This window comes from Pseudomonas sp. H3_C08, from assembly GCF_054669455.1.
The window spans coordinates 4,149,977-4,167,451 of the sequence record NZ_CP162803.1 but is presented as its reverse complement, the minus strand read 5'-3'; the positions used below and the strand labels follow the sequence as shown (position 1 = coordinate 4,167,451).

15 protein-coding genes and 2 tRNA genes are annotated in these 17,475 nt (G+C 59.1%); 2 read left to right on the top strand and 15 right to left on the bottom strand.

All coding sequences use genetic code 11. The features are described from left to right. Positions 1 to 2: 2 nt before the first annotated feature. The 6 genes from AB4N74_RS19000 to AB4N74_RS18975 form a co-directional block, all read right to left on the bottom strand. Positions 3 to 79, bottom strand: a tRNA-Met gene (locus tag AB4N74_RS19000). 86 nt (positions 80 to 165) lie between these two features. Further along, positions 166 to 1,620, bottom strand: a complete 1,455-nt coding sequence (locus tag AB4N74_RS18995; protein WP_460088984.1) for an amidase — start codon at positions 1,618 to 1,620, stop codon at positions 166 to 168. Between the two features lie 60 nt (positions 1,621 to 1,680). Then, a complete protein-coding gene (locus AB4N74_RS18990; protein WP_093441473.1) occupies positions 1,681 to 2,727 on the bottom strand; it encodes an ABC transporter substrate-binding protein in 1,047 nt (348 codons plus the stop codon). A gap of 27 nt (positions 2,728 to 2,754) precedes the next feature. Further along, positions 2,755 to 3,561 (bottom strand): ABC transporter permease, encoded by an 807-nt coding sequence (locus AB4N74_RS18985; RefSeq protein ID WP_093441465.1) that lies wholly within the window; start codon positions 3,559 to 3,561, stop codon positions 2,755 to 2,757. Then, a complete protein-coding gene (locus tag AB4N74_RS18980) occupies positions 3,561 to 4,481 on the bottom strand; it encodes an ABC transporter permease (protein WP_064120432.1) in 921 nt (306 codons plus the stop codon). Before AB4N74_RS18980 ends, AB4N74_RS18985 begins: the two co-directional genes overlap by 1 nt. 15 nt (positions 4,482 to 4,496) lie before the next feature. Beyond that, the gene (locus tag AB4N74_RS18975; protein WP_460096918.1) at positions 4,497 to 5,615 is read right to left on the bottom strand and encodes an ABC transporter ATP-binding protein; all 1,119 of its coding nucleotides are present in this window, start codon (positions 5,613 to 5,615) and stop codon (positions 4,497 to 4,499) included. A gap of 226 nt (positions 5,616 to 5,841) precedes the next feature. Between AB4N74_RS18975 and AB4N74_RS18970 the strand changes: the two genes are divergently transcribed. Continuing rightward, positions 5,842 to 6,744: a LysR substrate-binding domain-containing protein gene (locus AB4N74_RS18970; protein WP_093441458.1), complete on the top strand. Its 903-nt coding sequence runs from the start codon at positions 5,842 to 5,844 to the stop codon at positions 6,742 to 6,744. Here the strand turns inward: AB4N74_RS18970 and AB4N74_RS18965 are convergent. After that, positions 6,737 to 8,794: a methyl-accepting chemotaxis protein gene (locus tag AB4N74_RS18965; protein ID WP_460096916.1), complete on the bottom strand. Its 2,058-nt coding sequence runs from the start codon at positions 8,792 to 8,794 to the stop codon at positions 6,737 to 6,739. The two genes, AB4N74_RS18970 and AB4N74_RS18965, sit on opposite strands and share 8 nt — an antisense overlap. Positions 8,795 to 9,127: 333 nt before the next feature. Between AB4N74_RS18965 and AB4N74_RS18960 the strand changes: the two genes are divergently transcribed. Beyond that, positions 9,128 to 10,345 carry an MFS transporter gene (locus tag AB4N74_RS18960; RefSeq protein WP_460096914.1) on the top strand — a complete coding sequence of 406 codons (1,218 nt, stop codon included), beginning with the start codon at positions 9,128 to 9,130 and terminating at the stop codon, positions 10,343 to 10,345. Positions 10,346 to 10,530: 185 nt separating this feature from the next. Here AB4N74_RS18960 and ychF read toward each other — a convergent pair whose 3' ends face one another. The 8 genes from ychF to AB4N74_RS18920 form a co-directional block, all read right to left on the bottom strand. After that, a complete protein-coding gene (ychF, locus tag AB4N74_RS18955) occupies positions 10,531 to 11,631 on the bottom strand; it encodes a redox-regulated ATPase YchF (RefSeq protein ID WP_007912904.1) in 1,101 nt (366 codons plus the stop codon). A gap of 22 nt (positions 11,632 to 11,653) precedes the next feature. After that, entirely contained in the window at positions 11,654 to 12,238 is a 585-nt protein-coding gene (pth, locus tag AB4N74_RS18950) for an aminoacyl-tRNA hydrolase (protein ID WP_008079560.1), read from the bottom strand. 171 nt (positions 12,239 to 12,409) lie between these two features. Beyond that, complete coding sequence (locus tag AB4N74_RS18945) at positions 12,410 to 13,012, bottom strand: 50S ribosomal protein L25/general stress protein Ctc (protein WP_093441442.1); 603 nt, start codon at positions 13,010 to 13,012, stop codon at positions 12,410 to 12,412. Between the two features lie 141 nt (positions 13,013 to 13,153). Continuing rightward, positions 13,154 to 14,095: a ribose-phosphate pyrophosphokinase gene (locus tag AB4N74_RS18940; RefSeq protein WP_003171603.1), complete on the bottom strand. Its 942-nt coding sequence runs from the start codon at positions 14,093 to 14,095 to the stop codon at positions 13,154 to 13,156. A 45-nt stretch (positions 14,096 to 14,140) separates the two neighbouring features. Then, positions 14,141 to 14,215 (bottom strand) — tRNA-Gln (locus tag AB4N74_RS18935). A 36-nt stretch (positions 14,216 to 14,251) separates the two neighbouring features. Further along, positions 14,252 to 15,103 (bottom strand): 4-(cytidine 5'-diphospho)-2-C-methyl-D-erythritol kinase, encoded by an 852-nt coding sequence (ispE, locus tag AB4N74_RS18930; RefSeq protein WP_460096912.1) that lies wholly within the window; start codon positions 15,101 to 15,103, stop codon positions 14,252 to 14,254. 3 nt (positions 15,104 to 15,106) lie between these two features. Further along, positions 15,107 to 15,724, bottom strand: a complete 618-nt coding sequence (gene lolB / locus AB4N74_RS18925; RefSeq protein ID WP_038360912.1) for a lipoprotein insertase outer membrane protein LolB — start codon at positions 15,722 to 15,724, stop codon at positions 15,107 to 15,109. A 3-nt stretch (positions 15,725 to 15,727) separates the two neighbouring features. Then, positions 15,728 to 17,452 (bottom strand): tetratricopeptide repeat protein, encoded by a 1,725-nt coding sequence (locus AB4N74_RS18920; RefSeq protein ID WP_093441433.1) that lies wholly within the window; start codon positions 17,450 to 17,452, stop codon positions 15,728 to 15,730. Positions 17,453 to 17,475: the final 23 nt, after the last annotated feature.

The following is a 17,475-nucleotide window of genomic DNA, read 5'->3' as shown; positions in this document are numbered from 1 at the left end:
CTTGGTGGCTACACAGGGACTTGAACCCCGGACCCCAGCATTATGAATGCTATGCTCTAACCAACTGAGCTATGTAGCCAAGTGGCGCGCATTATTCCCCTGAAATGGAAAAGCGTCAAGCGTAAATTTAAAAATTTTTTCTACGCTTTCAACCGTTTATCAAAATCACTGCCTCAGCAGCGGCGAAGGGCAGCGTTGGAACCAGCGGCTGGCCTGCTCATACGCGTGCGCCAATTGCAGGACAGCGAAGTCGGCCTGGTGCTTGCCGATGATTTGCAGCCCCATCGGTAAACCGTCCGAATTGAACCCCGCCTGAACATTGGCGACCGGGCAACCCGACAACGTGCCGGGGATGACCACCTCCATCCAGCGGTGATAGGTATCCATCGCCACGCCTTCGATAGACGTTGGCCACGGCTGGGTTTTATCGAAAGGGAACACTTGGGCGCTGGGCAGCAGCAGGTAATCGTACTTTTCGAACAGCCGAGAAATCGCCCGATACCAATCGCTGCGCACCACGGAGGCGGCGAACACTTCGCTGGCCGATAGCTTCAAACCGTTTTCCACTTCCCAGATCGCCTCCGGTTTCAGCAATGCGCGTTTCTGCGGATCGGCATACGTCGCGCCAAGCGACCCCGCGACCATCCAGTGCCGCAACGTCCGCCAACTGCTCCACAGCCGCTCAGGCGCGAAATCCGGCTGAACGGACTCAACGTGGCAGCCGAAGCTTTCAAAGTCGGCAAAGGTCTTCTCACACAGCGACAGAACGCCGTTCTCCATCGGCAGATAACCGTTGAAGTCGCCCAACCAACCCAACCGCGTGCCTTTGAAATCACGCTCCAGCGGCGCCGCAAACGCCTCACCGGATTCAGCGATGGACAGCGGCGCCCGAGCATCACCGCCAGCCTGCACCGACAACAGCAGCGCCGCATCTTTCACACTGCGCGCCATTGGCCCTTCGTAACCGAGCTGATCGAAAAACAGATCGGCACTGTCATCAAACGGCACACGACCCTGTGACGGACGAAAACCAAAGATGTTGTTGAACGCCGCCGGGTTGCGCAGCGAGCCCATCATGTCGCTGCCATCCGCCACCGGCACCAGATGCATCGCCAGCGCCGCCGCCGCACCGCCACTGCTGCCGCCTGCGGTTTTGCTCGGGTCATACGCGCAAGCGGTCGCACCAAACAACGGGTTATAACTCTGCGAACCGAGGCCGAATTCCGGGGTGTTGGTCTTGCCGATGATGATTGCGCCGGCTGCCTTGATCCGCTCGACCATGATGCCGTCGCGCTCAGGCACAAAGTCCTTGTACAGCGGCGACCCCAATGTGGTGCGGATGCCTTGGGTCAGTGATAGATCCTTGATCGCATGAGGCAAGCCATGCATCCAGCCACGGTACTCGCCGCGCGCCAGTTCGGCATCGCGCTCATCGGCCTGAGCCAGCAGTTGTTCCGGTGATTGCAGGCTGATCAACGCATTGACCAGCGGGTTGAAACGTTCGATATGGGCAAGGTAAGTCTGCATCACTTCCCGACAGGAAACCTGGCGCAGGCGGATGCGTTCGGCGAGCTCGTGGGCCTGCAACAGGACCAGTTCGCTGATTTTATTAGAGTTCATTGCAAGCGGCCTTTGAGACGGCTGGAAAAGCGCCCCGCCTGTGCGACGGGGCGGTAACGATCAACGCATCAGGTTGGTCCACAGACGGTCAGCGAGGCGGATCGCACCCTCGCCGCAAGTCTTGCTGAACACCACGTTAGTGCCCTCGGGAATGTGCAATTCCGGCGCATCCTTGAGCGCCGCGTCGAGGAACGGTTCGACGCCTTTGATCGGGCTCTGGTGCTTGAGGAAGTTCTGCGTCATCGCCGAGTTTTCCGGCTGGCTGAGGAAGGCGATGAACGCCTTGGCATTCGCCGGATTCTTGCTGCCGGTAGGGATGACCATATTGTCGACCCAGGCCAGCACGCCTTCTTTCGGGTAGAGGTATTTCAGCGTCGGTTTCATCTCGCGGGCACGCATCGACGAACCGCCCCAGAACATCGACATGTCGATTTCACCGGAGGCAAGGTTCTCGCGAATCGAGCCGGCCTTGGAGCTGTAGGTTTTCACGAACGGCTTCTGTGCCTTGAGCAAAGTCAGCACTTGCTGCATCTGTTTCGGGTCTTCGCTGCACAGCGGAATGTTCAGATAGAGGCTGGCCATGTCGACCATGTCGCTGACCGAGTCGAACATGTTGATGCGCCCCTGCAATTCGGCTGGCGGCTCATACAAAACCTTGTAACTGTCAGCCGGGCCTTTGTAGCGCGCGGAGTCCAACACGACGCTGGTGGTGCCCCAAATGAACGGCACCGAATACGCGCCCTCCGGGTCCCAACTCGGTTTTTTCAAGTTATCCACAACGCTGGCGTAGTAGGGTTCCTTGACCGGGTCGAAGCGTTCCAGCAGGTTTTCCTTGATCAGGATCGGCACGAACTGGTGCGACGGAATCGCCACGTCATAACCGGCGCCGCCCTGTTTCAGTTTCGCCAGCAGCGTCTCGTTGGAGTCATAGGAATCGACGGTGACCTCGATGCCGGTCTGCTTCTGGAACTTGGCGAGAATCTCCGGCGAAAAGTAGCCGCTCCAGCTCACTACGTTGAGTTTCTCGGCGGCCTGAACACTGCCCATCATCGCCAGCGGCACAGTCAGAAACAACGAAGTGCCAACGCTTTTTATCCACTTGCTCATGCTATTTCCCCACAGGTCGTAGAAGGTTCAGGCGTTCTTTTTGCCCAACAGGTAAGAGAGGCTGACGAACAGCACCGAGACGCCGAGGATCAGCGTCGACACGGCGTTGACGTCGGGTGTCACGCCCATCCGTAGCAGGCCGAAAATGAAGATCGGCAGGGTCGTCGTGCCGGCCTGCGAGACCATCATCGAGATCACGAAGTTATCCAGCGAGACGATGAAGGCCAGCATCAGCCCGGAGAAAATCCCCGGCATCAGCAGCGGCAAAGTGACTTTGCGAAAGGTGCGCCACGGGCCGGCGTAGAGGTCGGCGGAGGCTTGTTCCAGCGACAGGTCCATGTCGTTCAGTCGTGCCCGAATCGGCAGGTAGGCGAAGGGAATGCAGAACACCGTGTGCGCGATGATCAGGTTGCCGTAACCCAGCGACAGACCGATGGTCGAGAACAATGCGAGCGTCGCCACACCGACGACAATTTCCGGCAACACCAGTGGCAACATGATCGCGCCCATCGACAAGTGCAGGCCCTTGAACTTGGCGCCGCGCGAGGTGCCGAGGGCGGCGAGGGTGGCAATCACCGTGGCGATCATGCTTGCGCAGACGGCGATCAATAGGCTGTTGCCAGCGGCCTGGCGCAGGGCCTGATTGGCGAACGCGGCGCGATACCAATCGAGGCTGAATCCGGTCCACACCGTCGCCGATTGGTTGGCATTGAAGGAGAACACCACCAGCACCACGATCGGCGCATACAGGTACAGATAGAATAGAAAACTGAAGCCGCCGAAACCGGGGAAGTCCTGCACGCCCGGGCCTTTGCGTTTGAATAATGCAAGCATCACGCACCTCCTTTGGCGATGCGCTGGCGCTCGGCGCGCAGGGCATACACGGTCAGCACCAGCATCACGGCGGCCATCAGCACCAGCGACAACGCTGCACCAAACGGCCAGTTACGCGCATCGCTGAACTGCCGGAAGATCAGGTTGCCGAGCATCATTCGCGTGCCGCCACCGAGCAGTTCCGGGGCGATCATCGCGCCCAGGCACGGTACAAAAGTGAGGATCGCGCCGGCGAGAATTCCCGGTTTGGCGATGGGCAAAACCACTTTGCGCAAGGTGCGTATGCGTCCGGCGTAGAGATCCTGCGCGGCTTCGAGCAGGCGGATGTCCATCTTTTCCAGCGTCGCGTAGATCGGCAAAACCACGAATGGCGCATAGGTGTAAACCAGCCCCAGCAGCACCGCGCCGTCGGTGTAGAGCAACTGCAACGGTTCGTGGATAACGCCCATGCCCATCAGGCTGTTGTTGATCACCCCGGTGTTGCGCAGCAGCAGAATCCACGCGTAAGTGCGGATCAGCAGGTTGGCCCAGAACGGCACGGTGATCAGAAAGATCAGCAAGCCACGGCGATGCGCCGGTTGCATGGCCAGCCACACAGCCACCGGAAAACCGATCAACAACGTGATGATCGTGGTCAGCCCGGCAATGCCGATCGAGCGCAGGGCGATGATCAAATACGAGTCGGCAAACGCGAGGCTGTCGTCCAGTTGCCGCTCGAACAGCAGTGAGGTATAGGCGTCGCTGCTGAAGACTTTGTTGACCCCGCCGTAGGGGTTGGCCTCCATCAGCGAATAGCCGATGACGATCAGAATCGGCACCAGCAGAAACAGGCCGATGGCGATCAGCGCCGGGCTGACCCCGAGGAAACTCTGGAAAGCCTTGCGGCGTTCCAGCGTGTTGGCAATCGGTAAGGCGTGCATGGCAATTCCTCCGGCTCAGTCGTGCAGGACGCTGGCGCTTCCACGGTCGAACAACAGACCGGCCTGAGAGCCGACGGCAAAGCGCAGGCTTTGATCGACGCAATTGGGCGTACGCACGGTGAGGCGCGAACCGTCGCTGAGGCTGACCTGATATTGCAGATCGGTGCCGAGATAGATCTGCGCTTCGATCCGGCACGGCAGCGCGTTGTCCGTTGCGGCTGCCACCAAGTGCAGGCGCTCGGGACGTACCGACAAGGTGACGTTGGCGCCGACCTGCACATCGCTGCACTGTTGCGCGGGCAGCGGATGACCTGCCGGGCCGGCGAACCACGCCTGACCGTCTTCCACACGAGTGACAGTGCCTTCAATGAAATTGGTTTCGCCGATGAAATCGGCGACGAAGCGATTGCGCGGCCGTTCGTAGATGTCTTCCGGGCTTCCGACCTGCTGCACTTCGCCTTCGGAGAGCACGGCAATGCGGTCGGACATGGTCAGCGCTTCTTCCTGGTCGTGGGTGACGAAGATGAAGGTAATGCCGGTCTTGGCCTGGATGGTTTTCAACTCTTCGCGCATCGCCTGACGCAGCTTGAGGTCGAGTGCCGACAGTGGCTCATCGAGCAGCAGCACTTTCGGATGCGGTGCCAAAGCGCGGGCGAGGGCGACACGTTGCTGCTGACCGCCAGACAGTTGCGCCGGTTTGCGATTGGCGAAGCGCTCCATCTGCACCAGCGCCAACATCTCGCGCACGCGCTCGGCGATTTGCGCCTTGCTGAGGACTTTGCCCATTGGGTGCGATTCGAGGCCGAAGGCCAGATTCTCGGCGATGGTCATGTGCGGGAACAGCGCGTAATGCTGGAACACCGTGTTGACCGGACGCTGGAACGGCGGGCGATCAGCGATGTTTTCGCCGTAGAGCAGGATCTCGCCTTCGGTGGGAAATTCGAAACCGGCGATCATCCGCAGCAGCGTGGTCTTGCCGCAGCCGGAAGGGCCGAGAAGGGTGAAGAATTCGTTGTCGCGGATGTCCAGGTCGATGCTTTTCAGCGCCACCGGACCGGTCTGCGGATCACCGTAAACCTTGCGCACCGAGCGGATCGAGACCGCCAGCGTTTGCAGCGAATGCAGAGCATTCATGCGTTACCTCCGATTCCCCCATCGCCTGAGACTCGCTTTGCAAAGCGTTGCCGTCGGGCCATGGATATTATTTTTTTGGGCAGGATCGAGATTGCGTTCGGGTGTGAAACCAGCTGTTTTTTTGTTCTGCTGTGGCTCGATTATCAGCCAGGGGTTGCGCGGCGCGACACTTCAATTTAAACATGGCAGGTGTTAGTAAATTTAACAGCCGAAGGTGCCAGGAATCATGCCCGACCACCGTTTGCCGCCGCTCAACGCGGTGCGCGCCTTTGATGCCGCTGCCCGTTTGGGCAGCTATGTCGAAGCCTCGAAAGCCCTGCACGTGACCCAGCCTGCGATTGGCCGCCACGTGAAATTGCTCGAGGACTGGCTGGGCATTCAATTGTTCGAGCGCACCTCGCGCGGAGTCAACCTGACGCCAGCGGGGGAGAAGTACCATCGCAAGATCAGCGCCGCTTTGCAGTTGATCATCGAGGCGGGTAAGGAAGCTCGGCCGAAAGATACCGAGCGCTGGCTGCGGATCATGGTGGTGCCGGGTTTCGCCAAACGCTGGTTGATGCCTCGGATCGAAGCGCTGCGGCATCTGCGCCCGGGATTGAAACTGGCGATCGAGCCGAACTCCACTTTTACCGAAGTCGATGGCAAGAGCGCCGATCTGGGCATCGTCTACGGCCTCGACGGGCAATATGCCGACTCACGGGAAGCGCTGATTTGCCCACGAGTTTTTCCGATCTGCACGCCGGCGTATCTGGCCAGCATCGCACCGATCAACAGCCCGGCTGATCTGGTCAGAAACGATCTGATCCACGTCGATGACGGCGAATGGTGGAACCTCTGGTTCGCCGCCCATGACCTCGATATCCACCTCAATTCCGACATGCTCTACGTCAACAACGATCACGCGCTGTCGGTCGCCGAGAGCGGGCAGGGCATCGCGCTGGCCAACGAGGTACTGGTGCGCCATGAACTGGCCAGCGGCAAACTGGTGCGCGCGGTCGACGCTCAGGTGAAGCTTGAGAGTTATCGGGTGCTGACGCCGTCCGCCGAACTCTCGGCGGATGTGGCGTGGTTTATTCAATGGCTCAAGGCTGAACTGGAAACGGACTTCCCTGAGGCGGTGATCAACTGAGGCGGAAGCGTGCGGTGTTGTCACTCAGCGCTTTGCTGCCCTGGCTCAGGGTGTCCGCCGCCAGATTCACCGCCCGTGCGCCTTCAAGCAAACGTACGGCCGCCTGATCAACCTGTTGAATATTGCCGCTGACTTCGTCGGCGGTACTCGCTTGCTCTTCAACCGCTGTGGCGATCTGCGCCAGGGTGTCGGTGACGCTTTGCACGGCGCTGGCGATTTCGCCCAGGCGTTCACCGAGACCAGTCACCGACTCGGCATCGGTTTGCGCCTGGCCGCACGCCGCTTCCATCAAACTCACGGCTTCGTTGACCGTCGCGCGCAAGCTGTCGACCGTACCGGCGATCTGCGCGGTGGACGACTGTGTACGTTGCGACAGACTGCGCACTTCATCGGCCACCACAGCGAAACCGCGTCCCTGTTCACCCGCGCGAGCAGCCTCGATGGCTGCGTTGAGCGCCAGCAGATTGGTTTGTTCGGCGACGCCGCGAATGGTGTCGACGACCAATTGAATCTGCTGGCCTTGCTCGCTGACCCGGCCCAGCGCTGCAGCGGTGTCGTTCAGGCGTTGATTGAGCTGCTGAATACTCGCCGTGGTGCGCTGGCTATCGCGGCTGCTGTCGGCGGCAATGCGCCGGGTGTGCTGTGCGCTGCCGGAAGCCTGTTCGCAACTCTGCGCCACGCCTTGCGACGTTGCGGCCAACTGCGTGGCAGCTGCGGCGATCTGGCTGATCTGCAACTGCTGCGCCTCGACTTCGCCGAGAGCGCCGCTGGAGTGTTCGTTGAGGCTGCGCACGGCATGGCTCAGTTGCGAGGTTTCGTGATCGACACCGAGCATGCTCGCCCGCAGTTGCACCACGGCAACGTTGAGTGCGGTGCTGATCGCTGCCAGCTCATCGCGGCCCTCCACCGGTACTTGGAGACTGAGGTTGCCATCGCGCAGGGCTTCGGCGAGCAGGGTGATGCCGCTGGCGCTGCGGCGGATCGAGGCTTGCAGGCAGACAAACAGGTACAACGCCGCGAGCAGCAGGCAGCCGAAGATCGCCGCGACGATGATGAACTGGCGGATCGCTGAGCTGTGGTAAGCGTCAAGTCGCTGATCCAGTGACACCAGCGATTGCTGGCGCAGTGCGGCTAGGTCGGTCAGCAGCGCATCGAGGCTGCGTTCGAACTCTTCGGGTTTGAGATTGATAGAGCCGCCGAACACGCCGTCGTCCAACACCTTCAGACCGCTGTCGAGGTTTTTGAGGCTGTCGTGGTATTGGCTGGCCCAGCTCTGCTGATCTTTCGGCAGGCGTGCTTCGAGCAGCGTGGCCGTTTTGACCAATTGCTCGCGGGCGTCACCGATGCGGCTGCGCAAGTCGCGCAACTGCAAACGGCTTTGCAGGGTGAATTGGCCGGAGACGACCGAGGCCTGGCCGACGGCGGCAAGGCGTCCAACGCGTTCGATCAGGTCCGGGGCGTGTTGCGTGGAGATCTGCGTGAGCAGATAAGTTTCCAGCCACGGTGCGAGCGTCAGGCGATTGTCCATGACGATCTGCTCGCGCAACGCTTGCAGGGCGCTGAGGGCGCTGGTGAAACGGTCGTAGCCGTCCGGCCACCAACCGACACCGCTGAGGCTTTTCGAGTCCAGGCCGTTGAGCGCGGTTTGCAGCGCTTGATAGCGGGTGAGTGTTTCCCCCTCGGCGCCTTCATTTTTCAGCGCAGCGCCTAAATCGGTGGTGGCTTGCAGAACCGCCGGTTGCACCGCGTCGAATGCGCCCATGGCGGCGAGGGTGGCCGGCGTCGGTTGGCGATTGGTTTCCGTGGCGCGCCAGCGGGCGGCGCGGTCACGTTGGGCGGCGAGCAGGTTGTCCAGCGCATCCAGCGCGAGCAACTGACGCACGCCGGCACGTTCGCCGGAAATCAGATTGAGTTTGTCGCGATAGTCCTGGCCAATCATCAACAGGCTGCCGGCCAACGGCAGAATGAACAGCAGAAACAACAACTGGAATTTACCTGCGAAGCCAAACCGCCCCAGCAATTTGATCCCCGGTGAAAGGAAAGCCTGCATGCCTCATGACTCCTCTGGACACCACGCACCATTGGCGTGCATCGCGGTCGTTCGACGTTGATGTTGTGCCCTGCTAAAAGGCCTCGAAAGTTCACTCTCGCCCGCTCTGTAGGCCGGCTCTGTAGCGAAACTTCCCATTGTCGGTCGCCTTTGTAAGGCGCCCGCGTTCAAGGGATGAAGCAAGGCAAGATTCAGACCATGGCGTTGCGCTATCACCTTGCAGTCGACGACCAGTCAGTTAGTTAGCTGGCTAAGGGGATGGCGCTGGCGCACCGAAAAATGGCACATTGACGCACCTGCCTGCGTGCACCCATCTGCTGTCCGGAAACTTTCATGGCTATCAGCAACGTTCAGACCGCCGCTGCCTCGGCGCCCGCTGCTCCGCAAAGCAGCCCATTGGTGATGCGTATCATCGGCGCGGTGGCGCTGGCGCATTTGATCAACGACCTGATCCAGTCGGTGCTGCCGTCGATCTACCCGATGCTCAAGGCCAATTACGGCCTGACCTTTACTCAGGTCGGGCTGATTACTCTGACCTTTCAGCTGACCGCATCTTTGTTGCAGCCGTGGGTCGGTTATCACACCGATCGGCATCCGAAACCCTGGCTGTTGCCGGCGGGCTCGATTTGCACGTTGATTGGCATCGTGATGATGTCGATGGTCGGCAGTTTCCCGTTGATTCTGCTGGCGGCGGCGCTCATCGGTATCGGTTCCTCGACGTTCCACCCCGAAGCCTCGCGGATCGCACGACTCGCCTCGGGCGGACGCTTTGGTCTGGCGCAATCGACCTTCCAGGTCGGCGGTAACGCCGGTTCGGCCTTCGGCCCGTTGCTGGCGGCGGCGATCATTATTCCGTTCGGCCAAGGCAATGTGGCGTGGTTCGGCTTGTTCGCGGTGTTTGCGCTGTTCGTGCTGTACCGCATCAGTCGCTGGTACGCCCATCACCTCAATCTGTTCAAGCTCAAGGCCGGTCAGGCAGCGACTCACGGGCTGTCGAAGGGCAGGGTGATCAGTGCGTTGGTGGTGCTGGGGCTGTTGGTGTTCTCCAAGTATTTCTACATGGCCAGCCTCACGAGCTATTTCACGTTCTACCTGATTGAGAAGTTCGACCTGTCGGTGGCCAGTTCGCAACTGCACCTGTTCCTGTTCTTGGGCGCGGTGGCGGCGGGGACGTTCTTCGGTGGGCCGATCGGCGACAAGATCGGGCGTAAGGCGGTGATCTGGTTCTCGATCCTCGGTGTGGCGCCGTTCACGTTGCTGATGCCTCACGTCGATCTGTTCTGGACCACTGTTCTCAGTGTGGTGATCGGCTTCATTCTGGCTTCGGCATTCTCGGCGATCGTGGTGTACGCGCAGGAACTGGTGCCGGGCAATGTCGGGATGATTGCCGGGGTGTTCTTCGGTTTGATGTTTGGTTTTGGCGGGATTGGCGCGGCGCTGCTCGGCCATCTGGCGGATATTCACGGGATTGAGTACGTGTATTTCCTCTGCTCTTTCCTGCCGTTGTTTGGCGTGTTGGCAATCTTCTTGCCGCGTACCAAAAAGGCCTGATTCACACATTTCCCATTGTAGGAGTGAGCCTGCTCGCGATAGCGGTGTGTCAGTTACGGTTGAATTGACTGACACTCCGCTATCGCGAGCAGGCTCACTCCTACAGGGGATTGGTGGTGTGGCGGAAAATATTTCAGGCACAAAAAAGCCGCGTATCAAACGCGGCTTTTTCTTGGGCGTAACGCTTACACGTTGAAGCGGAAGTGCATCACGTCGCCGTCTTTGACGATGTAATCCTTGCCTTCCAGACGCCATTTACCGGCCTCTTTGGTGCCGGCTTCGCCCTTGTACTGGATGAAGTCGTTGTAGGCGATCACTTCGGCGCGGATGAAGCCCTTCTCGAAGTCGGTGTGGATCACGCCAGCAGCCTGAGGTGCGGTGGCACCGACTTTGACGGTCCAGGCGCGGACTTCTTCGACACCGGCGGTGAAGTAGGTCTGCAGGTGCAGCATTTCGTAACCGGCGCGGATCACGCGGTTCAGGCCAGGCTCTTCCAGGCCCAGGGCCTCAAGGAACATGTCCTTCTCTTCGCCGTCATCCAGTTCGGCGATTTCCGCTTCGATCTTGTTGCAGACCGGAACGACCATGGCGCCTTCTTCTTCGGCAATGGCACGAACCACGTCCAGGTGCGGGTTGTTCTCGAAACCGTCTTCAGCGACGTTGGCAATGTACATGACCGGTTTGGTGGTCAGCAGGTGGAAACCCTTGATCACTGCCTTTTCGTCAGCGCTCATGTTCTTCATCAGGCTGCGTGCCGGCTTGGCTTCGGTGAAGTGCGCGATCAGTTGCTCCAGCAGAGCCTTCTGAACCACGGCGTCCTTGTCACCGCCCTTGGCGTTACGCGCGACTTTTTGCAGTTGCTTCTCGCAGCTGTCGAGGTCGGCGAAGATCAGTTCCAGGTCGATGATTTCGATGTCGCGCTTCGGGTCGACGCTGTTGGACACGTGGATCACGTTTTCGTCTTCGAAGCAGCGCACGACGTGAGCGATTGCGTCGGTTTCACGGATGTTGGCCAGGAACTTGTTGCCCAGGCCTTCACCTTTCGAGGCGCCGGCAACCAGGCCTGCGATGTCGACGAATTCCATGGTGGTCGGCAGGATGCGCTTCGGATTGACGATGGCCGCCAGTGCTTCCAGGCGCGGATCCGGCATCGGCACGATGCCGCTGTTCGGCTCGATGGTGCAGAAGGGGAAGTTCTCGGCCGCGATACCGGATTTGGTCAGGGCGTTGAACAGGGTGGACTTGCCGACGTTAGGCAGGCCGACGATGCCGCAATTGAATCCCATGGTGTTTCCCCTCGGAGTAGAGTCAGGCCTTCTGGCTGTGCAGGTTTTTCATCGCGCGGTTCCATTCACCGGCGAGGATATCCGGCAGCACGCCGAGGGCAAAGTCGATGCTGGCATCGAGTTTTTCCTGTTCGGCGCGTGGCGCACGACCCAGGACGAAATTTGAAACCATACTGGCGACGCCCGGGTGGCCAATGCCAAGCCGCAGGCGGTAGAACGTATTCTGATTGCCCAGTTGCGCAATGATGTCGCGCAACCCGTTGTGACCGCCATGGCCGCCGCCCTGCTTGAGCTTGGCAACGCCCGGAGGCAAGTCGAGTTCGTCATGCGCCACCAGAATTTCTTCAGGCTTGATGCGGAAGAAACCGGCGAGTGCCGCCACGGCCTGGCCGCTGCGGTTCATGTAGGTGGTGGGAATCAGCAGACGAACATCCTGACCCTGATGCGAATAGCGCCCGGTCAGGCCGAAATATTTGCGATCGGCCACAAGATTCACATTCTGTGCGTGGGCGATGCGCTCAACAAAAAGGGCCCCTGCGTTATGCCGGGTCTGGTCGTATTCGGCGCCTGGATTTCCCAGGCCAACGATCAGTTTGATGGCAGTCACGATAGGGGCCCTTCCTTTGAGTGGTGAGTAACATCGCCGTGATCAGGCAAAGCGGCGAAAGTGGACGAAAAATGCTCATTTACCATGGATGTAAACTCCGCGTTCTCGCCCGCTTTCTCGCTACGTTCCAGTCCGCGATGTTACTTGCTCACTCAGGCTAAACAGAGTGAATTACTCTGCTGCGCCTTCTTCGGTAGCTTCTGGAGCAACGCGTGGAGCGTGTACGTTTGCAACAGCTTTGTCGTCACCGTGAGCCAGTGCAACGAACTCAACGCCTTTAGGGGCTTTGATGTCGGACAGGTGGACGATTGCGCCGATTTCCAGAGCCGACAGGTCGACTTCGATGAACTCAGGCAGATCTTTCGGCAGGCAAGTTACTTCGATTTCGTTCAGGACGTGCGAGATCTCGCCGCCTTTCTTGATCGGAGCTTCTTCACCAACAAAGTGCACAGGCACGATAGCGGTCAGTTTCTGACCGGCTACGACGCGTACGAAGTCAGCGTGCAGAACGTGACCCTTGGATGGGTGACGTTGCAGAGCTTTGATGATGACGTTCTGCTTTTTGCCGCCAACGTTCAGTTCGATAACGTGGCTGTAGGCAGCTTCGTTTTCGAGCAGTTTGGCAACTTCTTTGGCCAGCATGCTGATGGATTCAGGGGCTTTTTCGCCACCGTAAACAACAGCTGGAACCAGAGCGGCGAGACGACGCAGGCGGCGGCTCGCACCTTTCCCCAGGTCGGAACGCACTTCAGCATTCAGAGTAAAATCGTTCATTTTGTATCTCCAAAATAGCCATGACCGAGTGGCGTTTGCGACCAGCGCCGAACACGGTATGGGCAAAAAAGCCCCGCCCCGGCAGGAATGCCGGGGCGGGGCGCTTTTCGTCAACGAGACATTTCGAGAAGGGCAGGGCCCTTAACGGAACATCGCGCTGATCGATTCTTCATTGCTGATGCGGCGAACCGCTTCGGCAACAACCGGTGCGATATCCAGTTGACGGATACGTGCACAGGCTTGTGCTGCAGCGGACAGCGGGATGGTGTTAGTCACCACCAGCTCGTCCAGCACGGAATTTTCGATATTCTCGATGGCCCGACCCGACAGCACAGGGTGTGTGCAGTAGGCAAAGACCTTGGCTGCGCCATGCTCTTTCAGGGCCTTGGCCGCGTGGCACAGAGTGCCGGCGGTATCGACCATGTCATCGACCAGAATGCAGGTACGCCCTTCGACATCACCGATGATATGCATCACTTCAGAGTGATTGGCTTTCTCACGGCGTTTGTCGATGATCCCGAGATCCACGCCCAGGGATTTGGCAACGGCACGTGCACGCACGACGCCACCAATGTCCGGGGATACGATCATCAGGTTTTCGAAGCGCTGATCTTCAATGTCATCCACCAGAACCGGGGAGCCGTAGATGTTATCTACCGGAATATCGAAGAAACCCTGAATCTGGTCAGCATGCAGATCAACCGTGAGAACACGGTCGATGCCGACTACGGTGAGCATGTCAGCAACGACTTTCGCGCTGATAGCCACACGTGCGGAACGCGGACGGCGATCCTGACGGGCATAACCAAAATAAGGAATAACAGCAGTGATACGAGTAGCCGAGGAGCGGCGGAAGGCATCAGCCATCACTACCAGTTCCATCAGGTTATCGTTGGTCGGGGCGCAAGTCGGCTGAATAATGAAAACGTCTTTACCGCGAACGTTTTCATTGATCTCGGCAGTAATTTCGCCGTCGGAGAACTTACCGACAGAGATGTCACCGAGAGGGATATGCAGCTGACGTACAACACGCCGAGCCAGATCGGGGTTAGCATTCCCCGTAAAGACCATCATCTTGGACACGCGCAGTACCTAGAGGCTGAGGGTAACCTGGATGAGTATAGAAAATGGCAGGGGCGGCTGGATTCGAACCAACGCATGGCAGGATCAAAACCTGCTGCCTTACCGCTTGGCGACGCCCCTGTATCTGTTGCATCAAGTGCCGTGCACTTGGTTCCTTTAGAGCAGACTTTGCAGCTTGCGGTGCAACATCGAAACGTTGCTGCCTTTGGCTACAAACCCTGTAAGGGTCTCTGTCAGAAGGGCCGAGACTTTATCAGCTTCAGCTTTGCTTGGGAAGCCCCCAAACACACAACTTCCAGTTCCGGTGAGCTTTGCTTCGGTAAATTTACCTAACAAATCCAATGCGTTACGTACTTCTGGATAACGCCTTGCAACCACCGGCAAGCAGTCATTTCGACTGTTTCCCTCGGGAACGGGGCGCACTTTAATGGGCGGCGTGTTACGTGTCAACAAAGGATCGGAAAAAATTTCTGCCGTACTTACAGAGACTTGCGGCACGAGCACCAGATACCACGGTTCTTCGGGATCCATGGGGGTGAGTTTCTCGCCCACGCCCTCGGCAAACGCCGCATGGCCACGGACGAAAACCGGTACGTCGGCCCCCAGCGAAAGGCCCAGTGCGGCCAGGCGATCTTCATCCCAACCCAACTGCCACAAATGATTCAGGCCGAGCAAAGTCGTCGCCGCATTCGAACTGCCGCCACCAATTCCGCCGCCCATGGGCAGGACTTTATCAATCCAGATATCGATGCCGAGCGAGCAACCGGACTGTTGCTGGAGCATTTTTGCTGCACGCACGATCAGGTTGCTGTCATGCGGCACGCCGGCGAACTCGGTGTGCAACTGAATCACGCCGTCATCACGCACGGCAAAAGTGATTTCATCGCCGTAATCGACAAACTGAAACAGCGTCTGCAATTCGTGATAGCCGTCTTCACGGCGACCGAGAATGTGCAGCATCAGGTTGAGTTTGGCCGGCGACGGCAGGGTCAGGCGTGCAGCGGTCATGGGTTACTGCCCCAACTTGCGCGGTTGCCAGGTCTTGATCACCAGCGTCACGTCGAGGTCAGTGCCGTGCAGTTTGATGCGCTCGGGCAACCAGTAACCGTTTTGTTCGGTGTAAGCGGTGTATTCGACCTTCCAGCCATCCTGTTCCAGGTTGGCCAGGCGGCTGTTGGCGTCCAGATTCAGGCGACTTTTGCTGTCCGGAGCCGGCAGGCCACGCACCCACCAGGCCAGATTCGAAACCGGCAGTTTCCAGCCAAGCTGTTCTTCGAGCAGGGCTTCCGGGGACTGCGATTCGTAGCGCCCCTGATTGGCGACTTCCAGCGACACTTTGCCCGGACGCCCGGTCAGGCGTGCGGCGCCACGACCCAGCGGGCCGGACAAACGAATGTCGTAGTAATCCTGACGTTGCAGCCAGAACAGTGTGCCGCTACCGGAATCTTTCGGTGCGCGGATGCCAATCTTGCCGTCGATCTGCCAGCCATCAAGGCCGGTCAGCTGTTGTTTGTTAGCGGCCCATTGAGCCGGACTGCCGTGGCCCTCGACCGATTCGCGGGTACCAAAACCCGAGCAGCCGGCGAGCAGGGCGATGAAGCTGAAAACAATAACGTGGCGCAAAAACATGGGTTAAAGAGTCTCGGATCCGGTCAGGCGCTTGATGGTGCTGCGCAGAATGGTGCTGTCGGGCTGATCCTTGAGGAATTTGCCCCAGATTTGTTTGGCTTCACGCTGGTTGCCCTTGGTCCACAAGACTTCACCGAGGTGCGCAGCGACTTCGTGATCAGGGAAGCGCTCCAGCGCCTGACGCAGATATTTCTCGGCGTCATCCAGATTGCCCATGCGGTAATTCACCCAGCCGAGGCTGTCGAGTACGGCTGGGTCTTCCGGATTGATCTGGTGCGCCTGTTCGATCAGCGCTTTCGCTTCAGCGTAGCGAGTGGTGCGGTCGGACAAGGTGTAGCCGAGCGCGTTAAGTGCCATGGCGTTGTCCGGATCGCGCTTGATGATCAGGCGCAGGTCTTTTTCCATCTGTGCCAGATCATTGCGTTTTTCCGCGAGCATCGCCCGGGTGTAGAGCAGATTCAGGTCGTCCGGGTATTGCTGCAAGGCGTGTTGCAAGACTTTCCAGGCCTTGTCGTCCTGTTTGTTGGCCGACAGGGTTTCCGATTCGATCAGATAGAGCTGAATCGCGTAATCCGGTTGCTCGTCGCGCTGGGCGGCGAGTTTGCTCTGCGCTTCAGCGGTCTTGCCGTTGTTCATCAGAATATCGGCCTGACGCAATTGCGCCGGCAGATAATCATTGCCCGGGCCAACCTGGGCGTATTCGATAAGGGCGCCTTGCGGGTCGTTGCGCTCTTCAGCGATGCGACCGAGGTTCAGGTGCGCTGAATCGACGTGACTTTCGCGGGCGATCAAATCTTCCAGATAACCCTTGGCCTCGTCCCAGGCCTTGGCTTCCAGGCAGACCAGAGCCAGCGAGTAACGCAGTTCGTCGTCTTCCGGGTATTGCTGAACCAGACTGGAAAACTCGGCCTTGGCGTCGTCCATGCGGTCTTGCTCAACCAGCATGCGCGCGTAAGTCAGGCGCAGGCGCTTGTCGTCCGGGTACTTCTTGATGCTTTTTTGCAGCAGGGGCAGCGCTTCGTCGCCACGGTTCAGCAATTGCAGCAGACGTGCGCGCAGCAGAATCGGCGCAATCTCGCCTTCCTCCGGCGGATGGTCTTCGAGCAAGGCCAGTGCGGCTTTGTTGTCGCCGTCCTGTTGCAACAACAGGGCCTTGCCGAAAATCAGCTGGCTGTTGTTCGGATGGCGCTGCAACAAACGGTCGAAACTTTTCATCAGGCCGTTACGGGTTTCCTGATCGGTATCGGCGGCCGACAGCGCGAGGAAGTCGAAATGGGTATCGCCCTTGCCCTGCAGGACTTTCTCCATATAGACCATCGAGTCGTCATAACGCCCGGCGCGCGCCAGTTGCACGGCGGCGGCGCGTTGCGCTTCGAGGTCGTCCGGGGCGTTTTTCGCCCAGATCAGCGCGGTATCGAGGGCCGGTTGATCAGCGCCCAGATATTCGGCGATACGGAACGCACGCTCGGAGACGCCCGGATCCTGGGTGTTGATGGCCTGGGTCACGTAGTTATCCAGGGCAATGTCGAAACGATTGCGCTGGCCGGCGAGTTCGGCGCTCAACAGGCTGAAAACGGTTTCCTCGCTGAACGAGCTGTAAACCTTGGGCTTTTCAGGCGCAGGCGTGGTGTCTTCGACCGACGGCGTACCGTCCGGCGAAACGGGCGCCAAGGCCTGGCAGCCGCTGAGGAAGACAAAAGCGAGGAGCAACGCGGAAGATCTATTCATATAGGAAGAGGACGACTAACCTG

What these genes read in the sequence shown, in the direction of transcription:
- AB4N74_RS18995 (WP_460088984.1), bottom strand. Translation starts at nt 1,620, where the DNA reads ATGAACTCTAATAAAATCAGCGAACTGGTCCTGTTGCAGGCCCACGAG.
- AB4N74_RS18990 (WP_093441473.1), bottom strand. Translation starts at nt 2,727, where the DNA reads ATGAGCAAGTGGATAAAAAGCGTTGGCACTTCGTTGTTTCTGACTGTG.
- AB4N74_RS18985 (WP_093441465.1), bottom strand. Translation starts at nt 3,561, where the DNA reads ATGCTTGCATTATTCAAACGCAAAGGCCCGGGCGTGCAGGACTTCCCC.
- AB4N74_RS18980 (WP_064120432.1), bottom strand. Translation starts at nt 4,481, where the DNA reads ATGCACGCCTTACCGATTGCCAACACGCTGGAACGCCGCAAGGCTTTC.
- AB4N74_RS18975 (WP_460096918.1), bottom strand. Translation starts at nt 5,615, where the DNA reads ATGAATGCTCTGCATTCGCTGCAAACGCTGGCGGTCTCGATCCGCTCG.
- AB4N74_RS18970 (WP_093441458.1), top strand. Translation starts at nt 5,842, where the DNA reads ATGCCCGACCACCGTTTGCCGCCGCTCAACGCGGTGCGCGCCTTTGAT.
- AB4N74_RS18965 (WP_460096916.1), bottom strand. Translation starts at nt 8,794, where the DNA reads ATGCAGGCTTTCCTTTCACCGGGGATCAAATTGCTGGGGCGGTTTGGC.
- AB4N74_RS18960 (WP_460096914.1), top strand. Translation starts at nt 9,128, where the DNA reads ATGGCTATCAGCAACGTTCAGACCGCCGCTGCCTCGGCGCCCGCTGCT.
- ychF (WP_007912904.1), bottom strand. Translation starts at nt 11,631, where the DNA reads ATGGGATTCAATTGCGGCATCGTCGGCCTGCCTAACGTCGGCAAGTCC.
- AB4N74_RS18945 (WP_093441442.1), bottom strand. Translation starts at nt 13,012, where the DNA reads ATGAACGATTTTACTCTGAATGCTGAAGTGCGTTCCGACCTGGGGAAA.
- ispE (WP_460096912.1), bottom strand. Translation starts at nt 15,103, where the DNA reads ATGACCGCTGCACGCCTGACCCTGCCGTCGCCGGCCAAACTCAACCTG.
- lolB (WP_038360912.1), bottom strand. Translation starts at nt 15,724, where the DNA reads ATGTTTTTGCGCCACGTTATTGTTTTCAGCTTCATCGCCCTGCTCGCC.
- AB4N74_RS18920 (WP_093441433.1), bottom strand. Translation starts at nt 17,452, where the DNA reads ATGAATAGATCTTCCGCGTTGCTCCTCGCTTTTGTCTTCCTCAGCGGC.